Here is a 19381-nt window from a genome sequence, read left to right as displayed (position 1 = left end):
TGGGAGCGGGCTTGCCCGCGATGGTCGTCAACGATAACGCGCTTCGCCTGATACTACGCGGCGCCCTCGGGTTCATCGCGGGCAAGCCCGCTCCCACATTGATCGGGTTGCTACTGAGTTTCAGTGCCCACGCCTTCGACCTGCAGCAGCTAAGTGACCAACTGGCCAAACCCGCCGTAATCCACGGCAGCTTCATCCAGGAAAAACACCTGCGCGCCCTGCCCCAGCCACTGGTCAGCAAAGGCACGTTCGTACTCGCCAAAGACCACGGCCTGCTGTGGCTGTTGAAAACCCCACTGCAACAGGACTACCGCATCAGCGCCCAAGGCATCGCCCGACGTGACGCCAACGGCTGGCAATTGCTGCCGAACAAGAGCGCCGGTGCCGAGCAGAATCGCCTGTTCCTCGCCGTACTCCAGGGCGACAGCAGCGGATTGCAGCGCGATTTCGAGTTACAGCTGCAAGGCGAAGCCCAACAGTGGAAGCTGACGCTGGTCCCACGCTCGCTGCTACTCAAGCAGGTATTCACCCAGATCAATATCGACGGCGGCGAGCTGGTGCAAACAATCGAACTGCTCGAAACCCAGGGCGACAGCACCGTGCTGCGCATGCAGGACAGCACTGCCGGCCAACCGTTGAGCGAATCGGAGCAACACGACTTTGCCCAGTGAGCGCTGGCTGCCACGCCTGTTCCTGATCCTGCTGGTGGCGGTGTTGGCGCTGGCCGGCTGGCAGTGGCGCCATGGCGCGCCATTGTCGGCCAACCTGATGGAACTGGTGCCGGGCAGCACGCCGGATGCGCTGGAACTCAAGGCCGAACAGCGTATGCAGGAACCGCTGAACCGCGAAATGCTGGTGTTGGTGGGGCATGCCGATCGGCAAAAAGCCGTAGCAGTGGCGCAGCAAATGGGCGAACGCTGGCAGGCCAGCGGCCTGTTTGAAAAAGTGCAGTGGAACCTGCAAGCCGACTTGCCCGCCCTGCGTGAACAATTGCTGCGCGGTCGGCTGGCGATGCTCTCGGCCAAGGACCGCGAACAACTGATCGAGCACCCAGACGCGTTCATTCAGCAGCGCGTGCAAGCGCTGTTCGACCCGTTTACCGGGTTCAGCCTGGTGCCGAGCCAGGACGACTGGCTGGGCCTTACCGGGCGCATCCAGAACAGCCAACCGCAGCACGGTTCGGTGCAGCTCGATATCGGCAGCGGCGCCTTGATTGCCGATGCCGACGGCAAAAGCTGGGTGCTGCTGCGTGCGCGCACCACCGGCAATGCCTTTGACATGAAACTGCCGCTGCAAGTGGCGGACCTGCTCCAGGCCAGTCGCGAACAGGCCCGCGAGCAAGGCGTGCAATTGCTCGCTGCCAGCGGCCTGCTTTACGCCGCCAACGGGCAGCAACAGGCCACGCGGGAAATCACCTGGGTCGGTGGTGGCGCCACGCTGGGCATCCTGTTGTTGCTGTTGCTGGCGTTCCGGCGCTGGCGCGTGTTGCTGGCGTTTGTGCCGGTGCTGGTGGGTATGCTGTTTGGCGCGGTGGCCTGTGTGGCACTGTTCGGCCATATGCATGTGATGACCCTGGTGCTGGGCTCCAGCCTGATCGGCGTGGCGGTGGATTACCCGCTGCATTACCTGTCCAAAAGCTGGAGCCTGCAACCCTGGCGCAGCTGGCCGGCATTGCGCCTGACCTTGCCAGGGCTGAGCCTGAGCCTGGCGACCAGTTGCATTGGCTACCTGGCGCTTGCATGGACGCCGTTCCCGGCGCTGACGCAAATCGCCGTGTTCTCCGCCGCCGGTTTAGTCGGTGCCTACCTGTCGGCGGTGTGCCTGCTGCCCGCGCTGCTCAAGGGTGTGGAGCTGCGCCCGGCACAATGGCCACTGCGGATTGCCGAATGCCTGTGGCTATTGCGCGCCGCGCTGCTCAAGCGCGTGCCAAGCCCGGTGCTGCTGGCACTGTTGCTGCTGTTTTGCGCGGGCGGCCTGTGGCACTTGAACAGTAAAAATGATATCCGCCAGTGGATCGGTGCCCCGCCGCAATTGCTGCAAGAAGCGCAGGCCGTGGCGCGCATTACTGGTTTCCAGCCCACCAGCCAGTTTTTCCTGGTGCGCGCCGACAACCAGCAGCAGTTACTGGAACGCCAGGCCGCCCTGGGCGAACGCCTGGATCAGTTGGTGAACATGGGCAAGCTGCAAGGCTACCTGGCGCTCAACCAACTGGTGAGCCTGCCGGCTGAGCAGCAGCAACTTCGTGATGCGCTGAACAACCTCGCGCAGCACTGGCAGCCGCTGCTGGACCTTGGCGTGCCGGCCAGCGCGCTGCAAGCCGAAGTCACGCAACTGCAAGCGCTGCCCACCGAAGACATCGATGCCGCGCTGGTTGGCCCATTGGCTGAGCCTTGGCGCACCTTGTGGCTGGGGCCGGTAAACGGCGGCGTGGCGGCGATGGTCAGCCTGCAAGGCCTGAACAACCCGGCGCTGTTGCGCGTGCAGGCGCTGGATTTACCCGGCGTGCAACTGGTTGACCGGCTGGGTGATTTGAACCAAGTGTTTGCCGACACGCAGATCAGCGCGGCTGAGTTGAAGCTGATGTCGTGTGTGCTGATCGTGCTGTTATTGATCATGCCATTCGGTGTTGGCGGCGCCTTGCGCATCGTCGCCCTGCCACTGCTCGCGGCGCTGTGCAGCCTCGCCAGCCTCGGTTGGCTGGGCCAGCCGCTGACCTTGTTCAGCCTGTTCGGCCTGCTGTTGGTCACCGCCATCAGCGTCGACTATGCGATCTTGATGCGCGAGCAGATCGGCGGCGCGGCCGTGAGTCTTTTAGGTACGCTGCTGGCAGCACTGACGACCTGGTTGTCGTTTGGCCTGCTGGCGGTATCGAGTACACCCGCCGTGAGCAATTTCGGCCTGTCGGTCAGCCTCGGCCTGGCGTTCAGCTTTATGCTGGCGCCTTGGGCCGGGCATCAGAAGCACGCCTTATGAATGTGTTAATCGCCAAAGTGGCAAGGAGCCCTCGTGCCCACAGTTGAAATGGAACGTCGCCAGGTGGTGGTGATTGGTGCCGGGCCATCCGGCGCTATCGCCGCCGCGCTGTTAAAGCGCCACGGGCATGATGTATTGATAATCGAGCGCGAGCATTTCCCACGCTTCTCGATTGGCGAAAGCCTGCTGTCGCACTGCATCGACTTTATCGAAGAAGCCGGCATGCTCGACGCCGTACAGGCCGCGGGTTTCCAGGTAAAAACCGGCGCGGCGTTCGCCTGGGGCGAGCGCTACAGTGCGTTTGATTTCGGTGACACCTTCAGCAACGGCAAGCCCACCACCTTCCAGGTGCAGCGCGGCGAGTTCGACAAGTTGCTGGCTGATCAAGCGGCGCTGCAAGGCGTAGAGATTCGCTATGGCGAAAGCATCGTCGGTGTGGATTTCGCCGGTGAAAGCCGCTACCTGCACGTGCGTCGCCAGAATGGCAGCGAGTATCACCTCAAGGCCAAGTTCGTGCTCGATGCCAGCGGCTACGGCCGCGTGCTGTCGCGCCTGCTGGACCTGGAAGCACCGTCGAATTTCCCGGTGCGCCAGGCGGTGTTTACCCACGTTGAAGATCACATCACACACCCAGGTTTTGATCGCAGCAAAATCCTCGTCACCACTCACCCGACCCAACGCGATATCTGGTTCTGGACCATCCCGTTCAGCCATGGCCGCTGCTCGGTAGGCGTGGTGGCGGCAAAAGAACATTTCGACGGCCGCGACAGCGACCTCGACGCCTGCCTGCGCGGTTTCATCGCTGAGACGCCAAGCCTGGCGGGCGTGCTGCAAAACGCCGTGTGGGATACGCCCGCGCGTACCCTCGCCGGCTATTCGGCCAACGTCAAAACCCTGCACGGCCCTGGCTTTGCGCTGCTGGGCAATGCGGCGGAATTTCTCGACCCGGTGTTCTCTTCCGGCGTGACCATCGCCATGCGTTCGGCGAGCATGGCCGCAGCGCTGTTACATCGCCAACTCAAGGGCGAAACCGTCGACTGGCAAACCGAGTTCGCCGAGCCGCTGAAACGCGGGGTCGACACCTTCCGTTGCTATGTCGAAGGCTGGTATGCAGGCACCTTCCAGGACGTGATTTTTCACCCAGGCAGCTCGCCGGAGATTCGCCGGATGATCAGTTCGATCCTCGCCGGTTACGCCTGGGATGAGCGCAACCCGTTTGTCAGCGAGCCCAAACGGCGGCTGCGGATGTTGTCGGAAATTTGTGCGGGTGAGCCGGTATGAGTAGCCAATACCTGAGTAAAAACTACGTCGAAGAAACCAAATTCGGCTTCTGGTTCCTGCGCAGCCACACTTGGCAGCACCATGTATTGCGCGTGGCGATCAACGACCTGCGCGGCCTGTTCACCGACCCGCTGCCCGTGGCGCCGGTGCTGCTGGACGCCGGTTGCGGCCAGGGCAAGTCGTTCCAGTATTTGCAGCAGGTGTTCGCGCCACAGCGCTTGATCGGCCTGGATGCCGACCCGCACAGCCTCGAGCTGAGCCAGGCAGAAGCCAAGCGCCAAGGCTTGGCCATCGAGCTGATCGGCAGCGACTGCGCCACACTGCAGGTGCCGGACGCAAGCGTGGATATCCTGTTCTGCCACCAGACCTTTCACCATCTGGTGGAACAGCATCGCGCCTTGAAAGAGTTCTATCGCGTCCTTAAGCCGGGCGGCTATCTGCTGTTTGCCGAATCCACCGAAGCCTATATCGACACTTGGGTGATTCGCTGGCTGTTCCGCCACCCGATGCATGTGCAGAAGAGCGCTGAAGAATACCTGGAGATGCTGCGCGAGCAGGGTTTTGAGTTCGGCCCGCAGAACGTTTCGTACCCGTATTTGTGGTGGAGCCGCTCCAGCGATTTCGGCCTGCTGGAACGCTGGGGCCTGCGCAGCCCACCACCGGTTGGCCAGCGCGAAGAAACGCTGGTCAACTGCGTGGCGCGTAAACCTTTAGCGAGCGCCGAAACATGATTCGTATGCTGTTGATGGGTTGCCTGTTGCTGCTGAGCGCCTGCGTCAGCCAGCCGCCACTGCCCGAAAAAACCCCGGCCCTGGCCTTGCCCATGCAATTGCACGTGCAGCGCCGCGCCGACGGCCAAACCCAGGATTGGCTGCTGGTGATCCAGCGCGAAGGCGCGGCCATTCGCTGGTCGATGATGGACCCGTTGGGCATTCCCCAGGCCCGGCAAAAGCTGATCAATGGCCAGTGGCAGGCCGACGGCTTGCTGCCGCCCAATCCCCAGGCGCGTGAGCTGTTTGCGGCGCTGTTGTTTGCGCTGACCTCGGCCGATGACGTGCCCACGCTATATCCGCGTGCCCAGGCGATGGACCTGACGCGCACGCTGCCGGGGCATTGGCAGATCGTCTATCAGTCCTCCGAGGTGTTCAGCGTGAACATGGCGGGCCAGCCGTTGAGCTACCGCATCACCCCACTGGGGGCGGCGCGATGACGGCTTACCTGAATGCCCTGGGCGTGATCTGCGCCCTGGGCCGCGGCCAGGCTGAAGTCAGCCGCAGCCTGTTTACCGGCGATTGTTCCGGCATGCGCGCCGAAAGCGGTTGGGTGCCAGAGCGCGTGCTGCCGGTGGGCGGCGTGCGCAGCGAGCTGGTGGCAATCCCGGCTGACCTACGCCCGCAGAGCAGCCGCAATAACCAGTTGCTGCTGGAAGCGGCCTTGCAGATTGAAAGCGAGCTGCGCCAGGCGATCCACACCTACGGCGCCTCGCGGGTTGGCATTGTGCTGGGCACCAGCACCTCGGGCATCGATGAAGCCAGTCGCGGCATCGCGCATTACCTGCGTGGGCAGCAGTTCCCGGGCGACTATGACTACCAGCAACAGGAACTCAGCGCACCGGCGAATTTTCTCGCTGACTGGCTACAGGTAAGCGGCCCGGCCTATGTGATTTCTACTGCCTGCACTTCCAGCGCCCGTGCGTTGATGAGTGCCCAGCGCCTGCTCGACCTGGGTGTGTGTGATGCGGTGATCTGCGGTGGCGTCGACAGCCTGTGCAAGCTGACGCTGAACGGCTTTACCGCGCTGGAAGCGGTCTCCAGCGAGCGTTGCAATCCGTTTTCGGTGAACCGCAACGGCATCAATATCGGCGAAGCGGCAGTGCTGTTTCTCATGACCAAAACACCTGCGCCGATTGCCTTGCTCGGCAGCGGCGCCAGTTGCGATGCGCACCATATCTCCGCGCCAGAGCCCAGCGGCAAAGGTGCGTTGCAGTCGATGCGCAAGGCCTTGGCCAGCGCCAAACTTGAACCGGAACACATCGGTTACCTGAACCTGCACGGCACTGCCACCCAGCACAACGACGCCATGGAAAGCCTGGCCGTCGCCAGCCTGTTTCCTCAAGGCGTAGCGTGTTCGTCGACCAAGCCCATGAGCGGCCACACCCTCGGTGCCGCAGGCGCGCTGGAAGCGGCGTTCTGCTGGTTGAGCCTGATGCATGACCGTGTGCCGCCGCATGTGTGGGACGGTCAAGCCGATCCGACGCTGCCCGCGCTGCAGTGGGCACAGACCGGCGACACCTTGAAAAAACGCTGCCTGATGAGCAACTCGTTTGCCTTCGGCGGCAATAACGTCAGCCTGATAATCGCGGAGGCCCCATGATCGATTGGCCACTCGCCGAACTGCTGCCCCACGCGGGTGACATGATCCTGATCGACCAGGTGCTGTCATTCGATGAAGAGCAGGTTCACACCCGCGCCACCGTCAAGCCCGGCGGCCTGTTCAACCGGCCGGACGGCAGCCTGCCAGCCTGGGTCGGCATCGAGCTGATGGCGCAAAGCGTCGCCGCCTATGCCGGCTGCCGCGCGCGCCAGAACGGCGAGGCAGTGGAACTGGGTTTCCTGCTCGGCACGCGCAAATTCGAATGCAACGTGGAACACTTCCCGGCCGGCGCCGAGCTGCGCATCCACGGCCTGCGCTCGCTGGAAGACGACAACGGCATGGGTGTGTTCGAATGCCACCTGACCGGTGACGGTATCCAGGCCAGCGCACGTTTGAACGTATTTCGACCGCCCCAGGCGGCCAATTATTTAGATGAATCGAAGGACTCAACGCCATGACTGAATCCGTACTGGTCACCGGCTCCAGCCGTGGCATCGGCCGCGCCATTGCCCTGCGCCTGGCCCAGGCCGGGCATGACATCGTGCTGCATTGCCGCAGTGGCCGCGCTGAAGCGGACGCGGTAAAGCTCGAGATCGAGGCGCTGGGCCGCAAGGCGCGGGTGCTGCAATTTGATGTGGCGGATCGTTTCAGCTGCAAGGAAATCCTTGAGGCCGACGTGGAGCAATATGGCGCCTATTACGGCGTGGTGCTCAACGCCGGCCTGACACGCGACGGTGCGTTCCCGGCCCTCTCCGAAGACGATTGGGATGTGGTGATGCGCACCAACCTGGATGGTTTCTACAACGTGCTGCACCCGGTGATGATGCCGATGATTCGTCGTCGCGCCGCTGGCCGTATCGTTTGTATCACGTCGGTTTCCGGTTTGATCGGCAACCGTGGCCAGGTCAACTACAGCGCCTCCAAAGCCGGTTTGATCGGCGCGGCCAAGGCGCTGGCTATTGAACTGGGCAAGCGCAAGATCACCGTCAATTGCGTCGCCCCAGGCTTGATCGACACGGCGATGCTGGATGAAAACGTGCCGGTCGAAGAACTGATGAAGATGATCCCGGCGCAACGCATGGGCACCCCGGAAGAAGTCGCCGGTGCGGTGAACTTCCTGATGTCGGCCGAGGCCGGCTATATAACGCGCCAAGTGCTGGCCGTGAATGGAGGCCTGTGCTGATGAAGCGCGTCGTCGTCACCGGCATGGCCGGCATGACCTCCCTGGGCAGCGATTGGGACACCATCGCCGCCAACTTTCGCGCCAACCGCAGCGGCATCCGGCGCATGGATGAGTGGGACCGTTTTACCGAACTGAACACGCGCCTGGCCGGGCCGATCGACGACTTTGTCGTGCCCTCGCACTGGACGCGCAAGCAACTGCGCAGCATGGGCCGCGTGTCGCGCCTGGCGGTGTGGGCGGCGGAACAGGCGTTGCAGGATGCCGGCTTGCTCGGCGACGAATCGATCAAGGACGGGCGCATGGGCGTGGCCTGTGGCTCATCCACCGGCAGCACCGATGAGATCAAGGCGTTCGGCAATATGCTGCTGAACTCGGTGGCCGAGGGGCTGAATGCCAACTCCTATGTGCGCATGATGCCGCACACCACAGCAGCGAATATCAGCATCTTCTTTGGCCTCACCGGGCGGCTGATCCCGACCTCCAGCGCCTGCACCAGCGGCAGCCAGGGCATTGGTTACGCCTACGAGGCGATCAAGTTCGGCCGCTTGCCGTTGATGCTTGCCGGCGGCGCCGAGGAATTGTGCCCCACCGAAGCCATGGTGTTCGACGCGCTCTACGCCACCAGCCTGAAAAACGATGCGCCACAGACCAGCCCACGCCCTTACGACAGCGGCCGCGACGGCCTGGTGATCGGCGAAGGCGGCGGCATGCTGGTGCTCGAAGAACTGGAGCACGCCTTGGCACGCGGCGCGCACATCCACGCCGAACTGGTCGGCTTCGGCAGCAACGCCGACGGCCAGCACACCACACGCCCAGAGCAGAAAACCATGCGCCGCGCCATGGAGCTGGCCCTGGAAGATGCCGGGCTTGAGCCATCCGCCATCGGCTACGTCAATGGCCACGGCACCGCCACCGACCAGGGCGACATCGCCGAGACGCTGGCCACCAGCAGCCTGTTCGGCAGCCGCATGCCGATCAGTTCGCAGAAAAGCTTCCTGGGCCACACTTTGGGCGCGTGCGGCGCACTGGAATCGTGGTTCAGCATCGAAATGATGAACCGCGACCAGTATGTGCACACCTTCAACCTGGATGCCGTCGACCCGCAATGCGGCGAGCTGGATTACCTGCAAGGTGGGTTTCGCGAGATGCACAACGACTACGTGATGAACAACAACTTTGCCTTTGGCGGCGTCAACACTTCGCTGATCTTTCGCCGCTGGTCCTGATTTTTTAATTGACTGGAGAAAACGGAATGTCTTCCTTGCTACGCGCCACCCTGATCACTCTGGCTTTGCTGACCACCGCCGGTTGCACCAACAAACCCGTGCTAAACACCCAGCACGATTTGCCGGTCACGGCCCAGCTCAGCGAAGAAAAAATCAAACAGGTGATCGTCGCGGCCCTGCAAAAACGCGAATGGACCGTGCAACGCCTGAGCCCGCAACTGGTGCAGGCCGAAATCACTGTGCGCAACCAATTCCACGCCGAAATCGATATCCGCTACACCCGCACCAGCTACGCCATCACCTACCGCGACAGCCGCGACCTGGGCTACAAGGACGGCAAGATCCATCGCAACTACAACCGCTGGGTGAGCATGCTGGATCGCGACATCATGGCGGGCTTGCAGAGTGCGGGTATCAATGGCGTGGAGGCCTTAAAGCAGAACTGAGGCTTTCGCATCCAAATGTGGGAGCTGGCTTGCCTGCGATGGGATCACCTCAGTTTTTCTGATAAACCGAGGCGCCTGCATCGCAGGCAAGCCAGCTCCCACTTTTGACCGTGTTCGACTATAAGATCGCCTGGCGCGTCAGCAGCTCCACAAAGGCCTTGGCCATTGGCGTTTGCGCACCCTTGCGTTGCACCAGCCACACCGCCGTCACGGCCTCCCGATCGAGCAAGGTGCGATAGACCACGCCATCAATGCGGATGCGCTGGTAAGACGCCGGCAGCACCGACACCCCCAACCCCGCCGCCACCAGGCCGATGATGGTCATCGCTTCTCCAGCTTCCTGGGCGAAGTGCGGGCTGAAGCCGGCATCGCGGGCCAGGTTGAGCAGCTGAGCGTAGAGGCCGCTGCCGTAGGTGCGCGGGAAAAATACAAACGGCTCTTCGGCCAGTTGCGCCAGGTGCAGGCCGCGCTCGCTGCCTTCCACCAACGGATGGCCAGCGTTCAATACCGCAACCAACGGCTCGCGCATCAACTCGATCACGCTTAGAGAATCCGGCAACGGCAGCGGGCGCATCAGGCCCACCTGAATCGACTCATCCACCAGCGACTCGGCCACTTCGGTGCTGCTCATTTCCTGCAAATTCAGGTGCACCGCCGGGAAGGCTTTACGAAACGCAAAGATCGCCTGTGGAATGCTGGCGTTGAATGGCGCCGACGAGGTGAAGCCGATCTTCAGTTCGCCTAACTCCCCCAATTGCGCGCGGCGGGCAACGTCGGCGGCTTTATCCACCTGCGCCAACACCAAACGCGCCTCGTGCAGGAACAATCGGCCGGCCTCGCTCAGCTCAACCCGACGATTGGTGCGCTCAAACAAGCGTGCGCCGACTTCCTGTTCCAGCGCCTGGATCTGCTGGCTCAACGGCGGTTGAGAGATGCCCAGCACCTGCGCGGCGCGGCCAAAATGCAGCTCTTCGGCGACGGCAATGAAGTACCGCAAGTGACGCAATTCCATGCAAACCTCATTAGGTCGTAAAAGCTCTTAAACAGGTCGAACAATATATTGGAAAGAATCATTAGGCAGCTATATTCTTTTTCGTATTGCCAGTCCTGGCAGGCTTTTCCTCCCCGAGGTCCCCGTGAAATCTGCTGTCGCGCCATTCGCTCAAGAAGTCCCGCCTACCGCCTTGGATGAGGTGGTCGCCCAGCTCAATGACGCGTACATCGAAAAAGGCACGCCGATGTTCATGCGCACGGTGCTCGCGCTGTTCTCCGGCGGGTTTGCCACCTTTGCCCTGCTGTACTGCGTGCAACCGATGATGCCGGCGTTATCCCACGAGTTTTCCATCAATGCGGCGCAAAGCAGCCTGATCCTCTCGGTCGCCACGGCGATGCTGGCGCTGGGCCTGCTGATTACCGGACCGATTTCCGACCGCTTGGGGCGCAAGCCGGTGATGGTTTCAGCCCTGTTCTGCGCCGCGCTGGCGACCATCGCCAGCGGCTTGATGCCGACCTGGGAAGGCATTCTGCTGATGCGTGCGCTGGTGGGCTTGTCGCTAAGCGGCCTGGCCGCCGTGGCGATGACTTACCTGAGCGAAGAGATCCACCCTCAGCACATTGGCCTGGCCATGGGCCTGTACATCGGCGGCAACGCGATTGGCGGCATGAGCGGGCGTCTGATCATCGGCGTGTTGATCGACTTTGTCAGCTGGCACACCGCGATGCTGATCATCGGCGCGCTGGCGCTGATCGCAGCCACGGTGTTCTGGAAAATCCTGCCTGAATCGCGCAACTTCCGCGCCAGCAGCCTGAAGCCGCGTAACCTGGTGAACGGTTTTGTCATGCACTTCAAGGACGCGGGCCTGCCGTGGCTGTTCCTCGAGGCCTTCCTGTTGATGGGCGCATTCGTGACGATGTTCAACTACATCGGCTATCGCCTGTTGGCCTCGCCCTACGAACTTAGCCAGGCGGTGGTTGGCCTGTTGTCGCTGGTGTACCTGTCAGGCATCTACAGTTCGGCGAAAATCGGCTCTCTGGCTGACCGTCTCGGCCGCCGTCGCGTACTGTGGGGCACCATCGTCTTGATGCTGTCGGGGATGCTGCTGACCCTGTTCACGCCGCTGTGGCTGGTGGTGCCGGGCATGCTGATCTTCACCTTCGGCTTCTTCGGCGCGCATTCGGTAGCCAGCAGCTGGATTGGGCGGCGGGCGGTAAGGGCCAAAGGGCAGGCGTCGTCGCTGTACCTGTTCTGCTACTACGTGGGGTCGAGTGTCGCGGGGACGGCGGGCGGGTTCTTCTGGCACTTTGCCGGGTGGAACGGGATTGGCGGGTTTATCGTGGCGCTGTTGATTGGCGCGCTGTTGGTGGCGCTGAAGCTGGCGAAGTTGCCGCCGCTGGGGAATGTAAAAACCTGACGCGGTCCTGCTTTTAATGTGGGAGCTGGCTTGCCTGCGATAGCAATAGTGAATTCACTACTGCTATCGCAGCGGTGCGACGATTCGACAAGCCAGCTCCCACATTAGGTTTGCGTTTTATTCGTGGTATTGCGCCGACAGCTCATGCACTGCACGCAGGAACGCGCCAGCGTGCTCCGGGTTCACTTCCGGGGTGATGCCATGGCCGAGGTTGAACACGTGGCCGCTGCCCTTGCCATAGCTGGCCAGGATGCGGCCGACTTCGGTGCGGATCGCTTCCGGCTTGGCGTAGAGCACGGTCGGGTCCATGTTGCCTTGCAGCGCCACGCGGCTGCCCACGCGCTGCCGGGCTTCGCCGAGGTCGCAGGTCCAGTCCAGGCCCAGCGCATCGGCACCGGCATCAGCAATGCTTTCCAGCCACAGGCCGCCGCCTTTGGTGAACATGATGACCGGCACTTTGCGACCTTCGTGTTCGCGGATCAGGCCGCTGACGATTTTGCGCATGTAAGCCAGGGAGAACTCCTGATACGCCGCCGACGACAGGTTGCCGCCCCAGGTGTCGAAGATCTGCACCGCTTGCGCGCCAGCCATGATCTGGCCGTTGAGGTAGCTGGTAACCGACTGCGCCAGCTTGTCCAGCAACAGGTGCATGGCTTGCGGGTTGTCGTAAAGCATGGCCTTGGTTTTGCGGAAGTCTTTCGACGAGCCGCCTTCGACCATATAGGTAGCCAGGGTCCACGGGCTGCCGGAGAAGCCGATCAACGGCACGCGGCCGTTAAGCTCGCGGCGGATGGTGCTCACAGCGTCCATCACGTAACCGAGGTCTTTGTGCGGGTCCGGGATCGGCAAGGCTTCGATGTCGGCCAGGGTGCTGACGACTTTCTTGAAACGCGGGCCTTCACCGGTTTCAAAATACAGGCCTTGGCCCATGGCATCAGGGATGGTGAGGATGTCGGAGAAGAGGATGGCCGCATCCAGTTGTGGGTAGCGGTCCAGCGGCTGCATCGTGACTTCGCAGGCGAACTCCGGGTTCATGCACAGGCTCATGAAGTCGCCGGCATTGGCGCGACTGGCGCGGTATTCCGGCAGGTAGCGACCGGCTTGACGCATCATCCACACGGGCGTGACGTCTACGGGTTGCTTGAGCAGGGCACGAAGGAAACGGTCGTTCTTGAGGGCAGTCATGTCGGCATCCGCAAAAAAAGTGCGGGCATTTTCTCAGAGCGCGACGCAAAAGGCACGGAGTGAGCCGTGCCTTTTGTCTATCGGGTCAATTTGTCGCGGTGTCTTGCGGTATGACAGACACCACCAAACCCTATCTGGAATGGGGTTTGTGTGGGAGCTGGCTTGCCTGCGATGGCGGTGGTGAATTCACTATCGCTATCGCAGGCAAGCCAGCTCCCACCGTTGACCGTGTTTCAAATCAAACTTGCAGGTAGTCCAGGATGCCTTCGGCGGCGTTGCGGCCTTCGAAGATCGCGGTCACTACCAGGTCAGAGCCGCGCACCATATCGCCACCGGCGAAGATTTTCGGGTTGCTGGTCTGGTGCTTGTACTGGCCTTGTTCCGGGGCTACCACGCGGCCCTGGCTGTCGGTCTGGATTTCGAACTGCTCGAACCACGGCGCCGGGCTTGGACGGAAACCGAAGGCGATAACCACGGCGTCAGCCGGGATGATTTCTTCGGAACCCGGGATCGGCTCGGGGCTGCGACGGCCACGGGCGTCCGGCTCGCCGAGACGGGTCTCGACCACCTTCACACCTTCAACACGGTCTTCACCGACGATGGCGATCGGCTGGCGGTTGTAGAGGAACTTCACGCCTTCTTCCTTGGCGTTCTTCACCTCTTTGCGCGAACCGGGCATGTTGGCTTCGTCACGACGATAAGCACAGGTCACCGACTTGGCGCCCTGGCGGATCGAGGTGCGGTTGCAGTCCATCGCGGTGTCACCACCGCCCAGTACCACGACCTTCTTGCCTTTCATGTCGACGAAATCTTCCGGCGACTTTTCAAAGCCCAGGTTGCGGTTGACGTTGGCGATCAGGAAGTCGAGCGCGTCATACACGCCCGGCAGGTCCTCACCGGCAAAGCCGCCCTTCATGTAGGTGTAGGTGCCCATGCCCATGAACACGGCGTCGTATTCGGCGAGCAGTTGCGCCATGGTGATGTCTTTGCCGATTTCGGTATTGAGACGGAACTCGATACCCATGCCGGTGAAGACTTCACGACGGTGGCTCAGCACGGTTTTTTCCAGCTTGAACTCGGGAATACCAAAGGTCAGCAGGCCGCCGATTTCCGGGTTCTTGTCGAACACCACCGGGGTCACACCGCCGCGCACCAGCACGTCGGCACAGCCCAGGCCCGCCGGGCCTGCGCCGATGATCGCAACGCGCTTGCCGGTCGGCTTGACCTTGGACATGTCCGGGCGCCAACCCATGGCGAACGCGGTGTCGGTGATGTACTTCTCCACCGAACCGATGGTCACCGCGCCGAAGCCGTCGTTAAGGGTGCAGGCACCCTCGCACAGACGGTCCTGGGGACAAACCCTGCCGCAGACTTCCGGCAGGGTGTTGGTCTGGTGCGACAGCTCGGCGGCAGCGAGGATGTTGCCCTCGGCCACCAGCTTGAGCCAGTTGGGAATGAAGTTGTGCACCGGGCACTTCCATTCGCAGTACGGGTTACCGCAACCCAGGCAGCGGTGGGCCTGGTCGGCCGAGTGCTGGGGTTTGAAGGGTTCGTAGATTTCCACGAACTCTTTCTTGCGTTGACGCAACAGTTTCTTCTTCGGATCTTTGCGCCCGACATCGATGAACTGGAAGTCGTTATTCAGACGTTCAGCCATGTTAAAACCTCATCAAACTCTTCAGGCGCATATCACTGCGGGTTGGCACGGATGCTGGAAAGCAACGATTTCAGGTTGGCAGCCTTGGGCTTGACCAGCCAGAAACGACGCAGGTAATCATCGAGGTTTTCGGCGAGGTTACGGCCCCATTCGCTGCCGGTCTCCTCGACGTACTCGTCCAGCACGTGCTGCAAGTGGTTCCGGTAGGACTCCATGGCTTCGCCGCTGATCCGCTGGATCTCGACCAACTCGTGGTTGACCTTGTCGACGAAGGTGTTGTCCTGGTCAAGCACGTAGGCGAAACCGCCGGTCATGCCCGAGCCGAAGTTGTAACCGGTCTTGCCCAGTACCGCGACAAAGCCACCGGTCATGTACTCGCAGCAGTGATCGCCAGTGCCTTCCACCACGGTGTGGGCACCGGAGTTACGCACGGCGAAACGCTCACCGGCAGTACCGGCAGCGAACAGCTTGCCACCGGTGGCACCGTACAAGCAGGTGTTGCCGATGATGGCACTGTCCTGAGTCTTGTAGATGCTGCCTTTAGGCGGAACGATCACCAGCTTGCCGCCGGTCATGCCCTTGCCCACGTAGTCGTTGGCGTCACCTTCGAGGTACATGTGCAGGCCGCCGGCGTTCCATACGCCAAAGCTCTGGCCGGCTGTGCCGTTGAAGCGGAAGGTGATCGGCGCTTTCGCCATGCCTTGGTTGCCGTGCTTGCGCGCGATTTCGCCGGAGATGCGTGCGCCGATCGAACGGTCGCAGTTGCAGATATCCAGGGCAAAGTCGCCACCGCTGGCGTCATTGATCGAGGAACTGGCCATTTCGACCATCTTCTCGGCCAGCAGGCCTTTGTCGAACGGCGGGTTGCGGTCCACCTGGCAGAATTGTGGCTTGTCTGCCGGGATGTGATCGCTGCCCAACAGCGGCGTCAGGTCCAAGTGCTGTTGCTTGGCGGTCTGGCCTTCGAGGATGTCGAGCAGGTCGGTACGGCCGATCAGCTCTTCCAGCGAACGCACGCCCAGCTTGGCCAGCCACTCACGGGTTTCTTCGGCGACGTAGGTGAAGAAGTTCACCACCATGTCGACGGTGCCGATGTAGTGATCCTTGCGCAGCTTCTCGTTCTGAGTGGCGACGCCGGTGGCGCAGTTGTTCAGGTGGCAGATACGCAGGTATTTGCAGCCCAGGGCGATCATTGGCGCAGTACCGAAGCCGAAGCTTTCGGCGCCGAGGATCGCGGCCTTGATCACGTCGAGGCCGGTTTTCAGGCCGCCATCGGTCTGCACACGAACTTTGCCGCGCAGGTCGTTGCCGCGCAGGGTCTGGTGGGTTTCAGCCAGGCCGAGCTCCCACGGTGCGCCAGCGTACTTGATGGAAGTCAGCGGCGAAGCGCCGGTGCCGCCGTCATAGCCGGAGATGGTGATCAGGTCGGCATAGGCCTTGGCCACACCGGCGGCGATGGTGCCGACGCCAGCTTCTGCTACCAGTTTCACCGAAACCAATGCTTGCGGGTTGACTTGTTTCAAGTCGAAAATCAGCTGCGACAAGTCTTCAATCGAATAGATGTCGTGGTGCGGCGGCGGCGAAATCAGGGTGACGCCCGGCACTGCGTAACGCAGCTTGGCGATCAGACCGTTGACCTTGCCGCCTGGCAGCTGGCCGCCTTCGCCGGGCTTGGCGCCCTGGGCGACTTTGATCTGCAGCACTTCGGCGTTGACCAGGTATTCCGGCGTTACACCGAAACGACCAGTCGCCACTTGCTTGATTTTCGAGCTCTTGATGGTGCCGTAGCGCGCCGGGTCTTCGCCGCCTTCGCCGGAGTTGGAACGCGCACCCAGGCGGTTCATGGCTTCGGCCAGGGCTTCGTGGGCCTCAGGCGACAAGGCGCCCAAAGAGATACCGGCGGAGTCGAAGCGCTTGAGGATCGATTCCAGCGGTTCGATTTCACTGATGGCCAGCGGCGTGTCCAGGGTTTTCACCTTGAACAGGTCACGGATCATAGACACCGGGCGGTTATCCACCAGCGCGGTGTATTCCTTGAACTTGGCGTAGTCGCCCTGCTGCACGGCGGCTTGCAGGGTGTTGACCACGTCCGGGTTGTACGCGTGGTATTCGCCACCGTGTACGAACTTCAGCAGGCCGCCTTGCTGGATCGGCTTGCGCGCGCTCCAGGCTTCGGCTGCCAGGGCTTTCTGTTCGGCTTCGATGTCGACGAAACGTGCGCCCTTGATACGGCTTGGCACACCACGGAAGCTCAGCTCGCAAACCTCTTCGGACAGGCCGATGGCTTCGAACAGCTGTGCGCCACGGTAAGACGTGACGGTGGAGATGCCCATCTTCGACAGGATCTTCAGCAAGCCCTTGGTGATGCCCTTACGGTAGTTCTTGAACACCTCATAGAGGTCGCCCAGTACTTCACCGGTACGGATCAAATCACCCAGCACTTCGTAGGCCAGGAACGGGTAAACCGCCGAGGCGCCGAAACCGATCAACACTGCGAAGTGATGCGGGTCGCGGGCAGTAGCCGTTTCCACGAGGATGTTGGAGTCGCAACGCAGGCCTTTTTCGGTCAGGCGATGGTGCACCGCGCCGGTGGCCAAGGAGGCGTGGATCGGCAGCTTGCCTGGCGCGATGTGACGGTCGGTCAGCACGATCTGGGTACGACCGGCGCGCACAGCCTCTTCGGCCTGATCGGCGACGTTGCGCACAGCGGCTTCAAGGCCGAGGCTCTCGTCGTAGTTCAGGTCGATGATCTGGCGGTCGAAACCTGGACGCTCCAGGGTCATCAACGAGCGCCATTTGGCCGGGGAAATGACCGGCGAGCTGAGGATCACACGGGAGGCGTGCTCAGGCGATTCCTGGAAGATGTTGCGCTCGGCACCGAGGCACACTTCCAGCGACATCACGATGGCTTCACGCAGCGGGTCGATCGGCGGGTTGGTCACCTGGGCGAACTGCTGGCGGAAATAGTCATACGGCGTGCGCACGCGCTGGGACAGCACCGCCATTGGCGTGTCATCGCCCATGGAGCCGACCGCCTCATAGCCTTGCTCACCGAGCGGGCGCAGCACTTGGTCGCGCTCTTCGAACGTGACCTGGTACATCTTCATGTACTGCTTGAGCTGGTCGACGTCATAGAAAGCCGAACCGTGGTCGTTGTCTTCCATGGTCGCCTGGATGCGCAGGGCGTTCTTGCGCAGCCATTGCTTGTACGGGTGACGCGACTTCAAGCGGTTGTCGATGGCGTCGGTGTCGAGGATCTGCCCGGTTTCGGTGTCCACGGCCAGGATCTGGCCCGGGCCTACACGGCCTTTGGCGATCACGTCTTCAGGCTTGTAGTCCCACACGCCGATTTCCGACGCCAGGGTGATGAAGCCGTTGGTGGTGGTCACCCAACGCGCCGGGCGCAGGCCGTTACGGTCGAGCAGGCACACCGCGTAGCGGCCGTCGGTCATCACCACGCCAGCCGGGCCGTCCCACGGCTCCATGTGCATCGAGTTGTACTCGTAGAACGCACGCAGGTCCGGGTCCATGGTCTCGACGTTCTGCCACGCAGGCGGAATGATCATGCGCACGCCACGGAACAGGTCAATGCCGCCGGTGACCATCAGTTCGAGCATGTTGTCCATGCTGGAGGAGTCGGAACCCACGCGGTTAACCAGCGGGCCGAGCTCTTCGAGGTCCATCAAATCGTTGGCGAACTTGGTGCGACGGGCCACAGCCCAGTTGCGGTTGCCGGTGATGGTGTTGATCTCGCCGTTGTGGGCGAGAAAGCGGAATGGCTGAGCCAGCGGCCATTTCGGCAGGGTGTTGGTGGAGAAGCGCTGGTGGAACACGCAGATTGCGGTTTGCAGGCGCTCATCGCTCAGGTCTGGATAGAAGGCGGTCAAATCCGCCGGCATCATCAGGCCTTTATAAATGATGGTCTTGTGCGAAAAGCTGCAGATGTAGTGGTCGGTGTCGGCGGCGTTGGACACCGATGAACGACGACGCGAGGTAAACAGCTTGATCGCCATGTCCTGATCGCTGAGGCCATCGCCTGCGATGAACACTTGTTCGATCTGCGGCAGGCGCTCCAGGGCCAGGCGGCCGAGCACGCTGGTGTCGATCGGCACTTTGCGCCAGCCCACCAGTTGCAGGCCAGCAGCCAGGATCTCGCGGTTCATGTTCTCGCGAGCGGCTTCGGCTTTTACCGGGTCCTGGTTGAAAAACACCATGCCCACGGCGTACTGCTTGGGCAGGTCGACAGCAAATTGCTCTTTTGCGACAGCGCGCAGGAACTGGTCGGGCTTTTGAATCAGCAAACCGCAACCGTCACCGGTCTTGCCGTCGGCGTTGATCCCACCGCGGTGGGTCATGCAGGTCAGGGCCTCGATGGCCGTTTGCAAAAGGGTATGACTGGGCTCGCCCTGCATGTGGGCTATCAGGCCGAAACCGCAGTTATCCTTGAATTCATCGGGTTGGTACAGACCTGCTTTCATAGACACTTTCTCACCAGGCTGCCTCTTATATCGAGGCAAATTTCTTTTCAATTCAACCGGTTACCTTCCACGCCGAACGTACGCCGGCTTAGCGGGGGCAAAAGGGAGGTCATTGTACACACCGACACGAACGCTCACAAATTTAGCGACGAAATGTCGCAAATCTAT

The 19381-nt window shown here is 61.8% G+C and carries 15 protein-coding genes; 11 read left to right on the top strand and 4 right to left on the bottom strand.

Annotated elements, in window-relative coordinates:
* Positions 1-20 precede the first annotated feature (20 nt).
* Genes AOA62_RS05280 through AOA62_RS05235 form a run of 10 tightly spaced genes read left to right on the top strand, consistent with a single transcriptional unit; the run spans position 21 to position 9482 of the window.
* Positions 21-671, top strand: coding sequence for an outer membrane lipoprotein carrier protein LolA (locus tag AOA62_RS05280; RefSeq protein ID WP_099548060.1), 651 nt, complete (start codon positions 21-23; stop codon positions 669-671).
* Positions 661-2973, top strand: a complete 2313-nt coding sequence (locus tag AOA62_RS05275; protein WP_099548059.1) for an MMPL family transporter — start codon at positions 661-663, stop codon at positions 2971-2973. The genes AOA62_RS05280 and AOA62_RS05275 overlap by 11 nt, the downstream gene beginning before the upstream one ends.
* Before the next feature lie 33 nt (positions 2974-3006).
* The gene (locus tag AOA62_RS05270) at positions 3007-4254 is read left to right on the top strand and encodes an NAD(P)/FAD-dependent oxidoreductase (protein ID WP_099548058.1); all 1248 of its coding nucleotides are present in this window, start codon (positions 3007-3009) and stop codon (positions 4252-4254) included.
* The gene (locus AOA62_RS05265) at positions 4251-4985 is read left to right on the top strand and encodes a class I SAM-dependent methyltransferase (RefSeq protein WP_017138552.1); all 735 of its coding nucleotides are present in this window, start codon (positions 4251-4253) and stop codon (positions 4983-4985) included. Before AOA62_RS05270 ends, AOA62_RS05265 begins: the two co-directional genes overlap by 4 nt.
* On the top strand, positions 4982-5464 hold the full coding sequence (locus tag AOA62_RS05260; RefSeq protein ID WP_099548057.1) for a hypothetical protein: 483 nt from the start codon (positions 4982-4984) through the stop codon (positions 5462-5464). Before AOA62_RS05265 ends, AOA62_RS05260 begins: the two co-directional genes overlap by 4 nt.
* Entirely contained in the window at positions 5461-6627 is a 1167-nt protein-coding gene (locus AOA62_RS05255) for a beta-ketoacyl-[acyl-carrier-protein] synthase family protein (protein WP_099548056.1), read from the top strand. Before AOA62_RS05260 ends, AOA62_RS05255 begins: the two co-directional genes overlap by 4 nt.
* Entirely contained in the window at positions 6624-7085 is a 462-nt protein-coding gene (locus tag AOA62_RS05250; RefSeq protein WP_017138555.1) for a hotdog family protein, read from the top strand. The genes AOA62_RS05255 and AOA62_RS05250 overlap by 4 nt, the downstream gene beginning before the upstream one ends.
* Positions 7082-7810: a 3-oxoacyl-ACP reductase FabG gene (gene fabG / locus AOA62_RS05245; RefSeq protein WP_099548055.1), complete on the top strand. Its 729-nt coding sequence runs from the start codon at positions 7082-7084 to the stop codon at positions 7808-7810. The genes AOA62_RS05250 and fabG overlap by 4 nt, the downstream gene beginning before the upstream one ends.
* The gene (locus tag AOA62_RS05240) at positions 7810-9036 is read left to right on the top strand and encodes a beta-ketoacyl-ACP synthase (RefSeq protein WP_099548054.1); all 1227 of its coding nucleotides are present in this window, start codon (positions 7810-7812) and stop codon (positions 9034-9036) included. The genes fabG and AOA62_RS05240 overlap by 1 nt, the downstream gene beginning before the upstream one ends.
* A gap of 26 nt (positions 9037-9062) precedes the next feature.
* Positions 9063-9482: a hypothetical protein gene (locus tag AOA62_RS05235; protein WP_017138558.1), complete on the top strand. Its 420-nt coding sequence runs from the start codon at positions 9063-9065 to the stop codon at positions 9480-9482.
* Between the two features lie 118 nt (positions 9483-9600).
* Here AOA62_RS05235 and AOA62_RS05230 read toward each other — a convergent pair whose 3' ends face one another.
* Positions 9601-10494 (bottom strand): LysR family transcriptional regulator, encoded by an 894-nt coding sequence (locus AOA62_RS05230; RefSeq protein ID WP_017138561.1) that lies wholly within the window; start codon positions 10492-10494, stop codon positions 9601-9603.
* Positions 10495-10618: 124 nt separating this feature from the next.
* Between AOA62_RS05230 and AOA62_RS05225 the strand changes: the two genes are divergently transcribed.
* Positions 10619-11893 carry an MFS transporter gene (locus AOA62_RS05225; RefSeq protein WP_099548053.1) on the top strand — a complete coding sequence of 425 codons (1275 nt, stop codon included), beginning with the start codon at positions 10619-10621 and terminating at the stop codon, positions 11891-11893.
* A gap of 117 nt (positions 11894-12010) precedes the next feature.
* Here the strand turns inward: AOA62_RS05225 and hemE are convergent, their stop codons facing one another.
* The 3 genes from hemE to gltB form a co-directional block, all read right to left on the bottom strand.
* Positions 12011-13078 carry a uroporphyrinogen decarboxylase gene (gene hemE, locus AOA62_RS05220; RefSeq protein WP_099548052.1) on the bottom strand — a complete coding sequence of 356 codons (1068 nt, stop codon included), beginning with the start codon at positions 13076-13078 and terminating at the stop codon, positions 12011-12013.
* A 238-nt stretch (positions 13079-13316) separates the two neighbouring features.
* A complete protein-coding gene (locus AOA62_RS05215) occupies positions 13317-14735 on the bottom strand; it encodes an FAD-dependent oxidoreductase (RefSeq protein ID WP_099548051.1) in 1419 nt (472 codons plus the stop codon).
* A gap of 32 nt (positions 14736-14767) precedes the next feature.
* Positions 14768-19213: a glutamate synthase large subunit gene (gene gltB / locus AOA62_RS05210; RefSeq protein WP_099548050.1), complete on the bottom strand. Its 4446-nt coding sequence runs from the start codon at positions 19211-19213 to the stop codon at positions 14768-14770.
* Positions 19214-19381 lie beyond the last annotated feature (168 nt).

The sequence above is a fragment of the Pseudomonas sp. 2995-3 genome (genome assembly GCF_002742565.1).
Lineage (GTDB): Bacteria > Pseudomonadota > Gammaproteobacteria > Pseudomonadales > Pseudomonadaceae > Aquipseudomonas > Aquipseudomonas edaphica.
The sequence above is the reverse complement of the archived record's forward strand: the minus strand, read 5'-3'. Positions and strand labels throughout refer to the sequence as shown.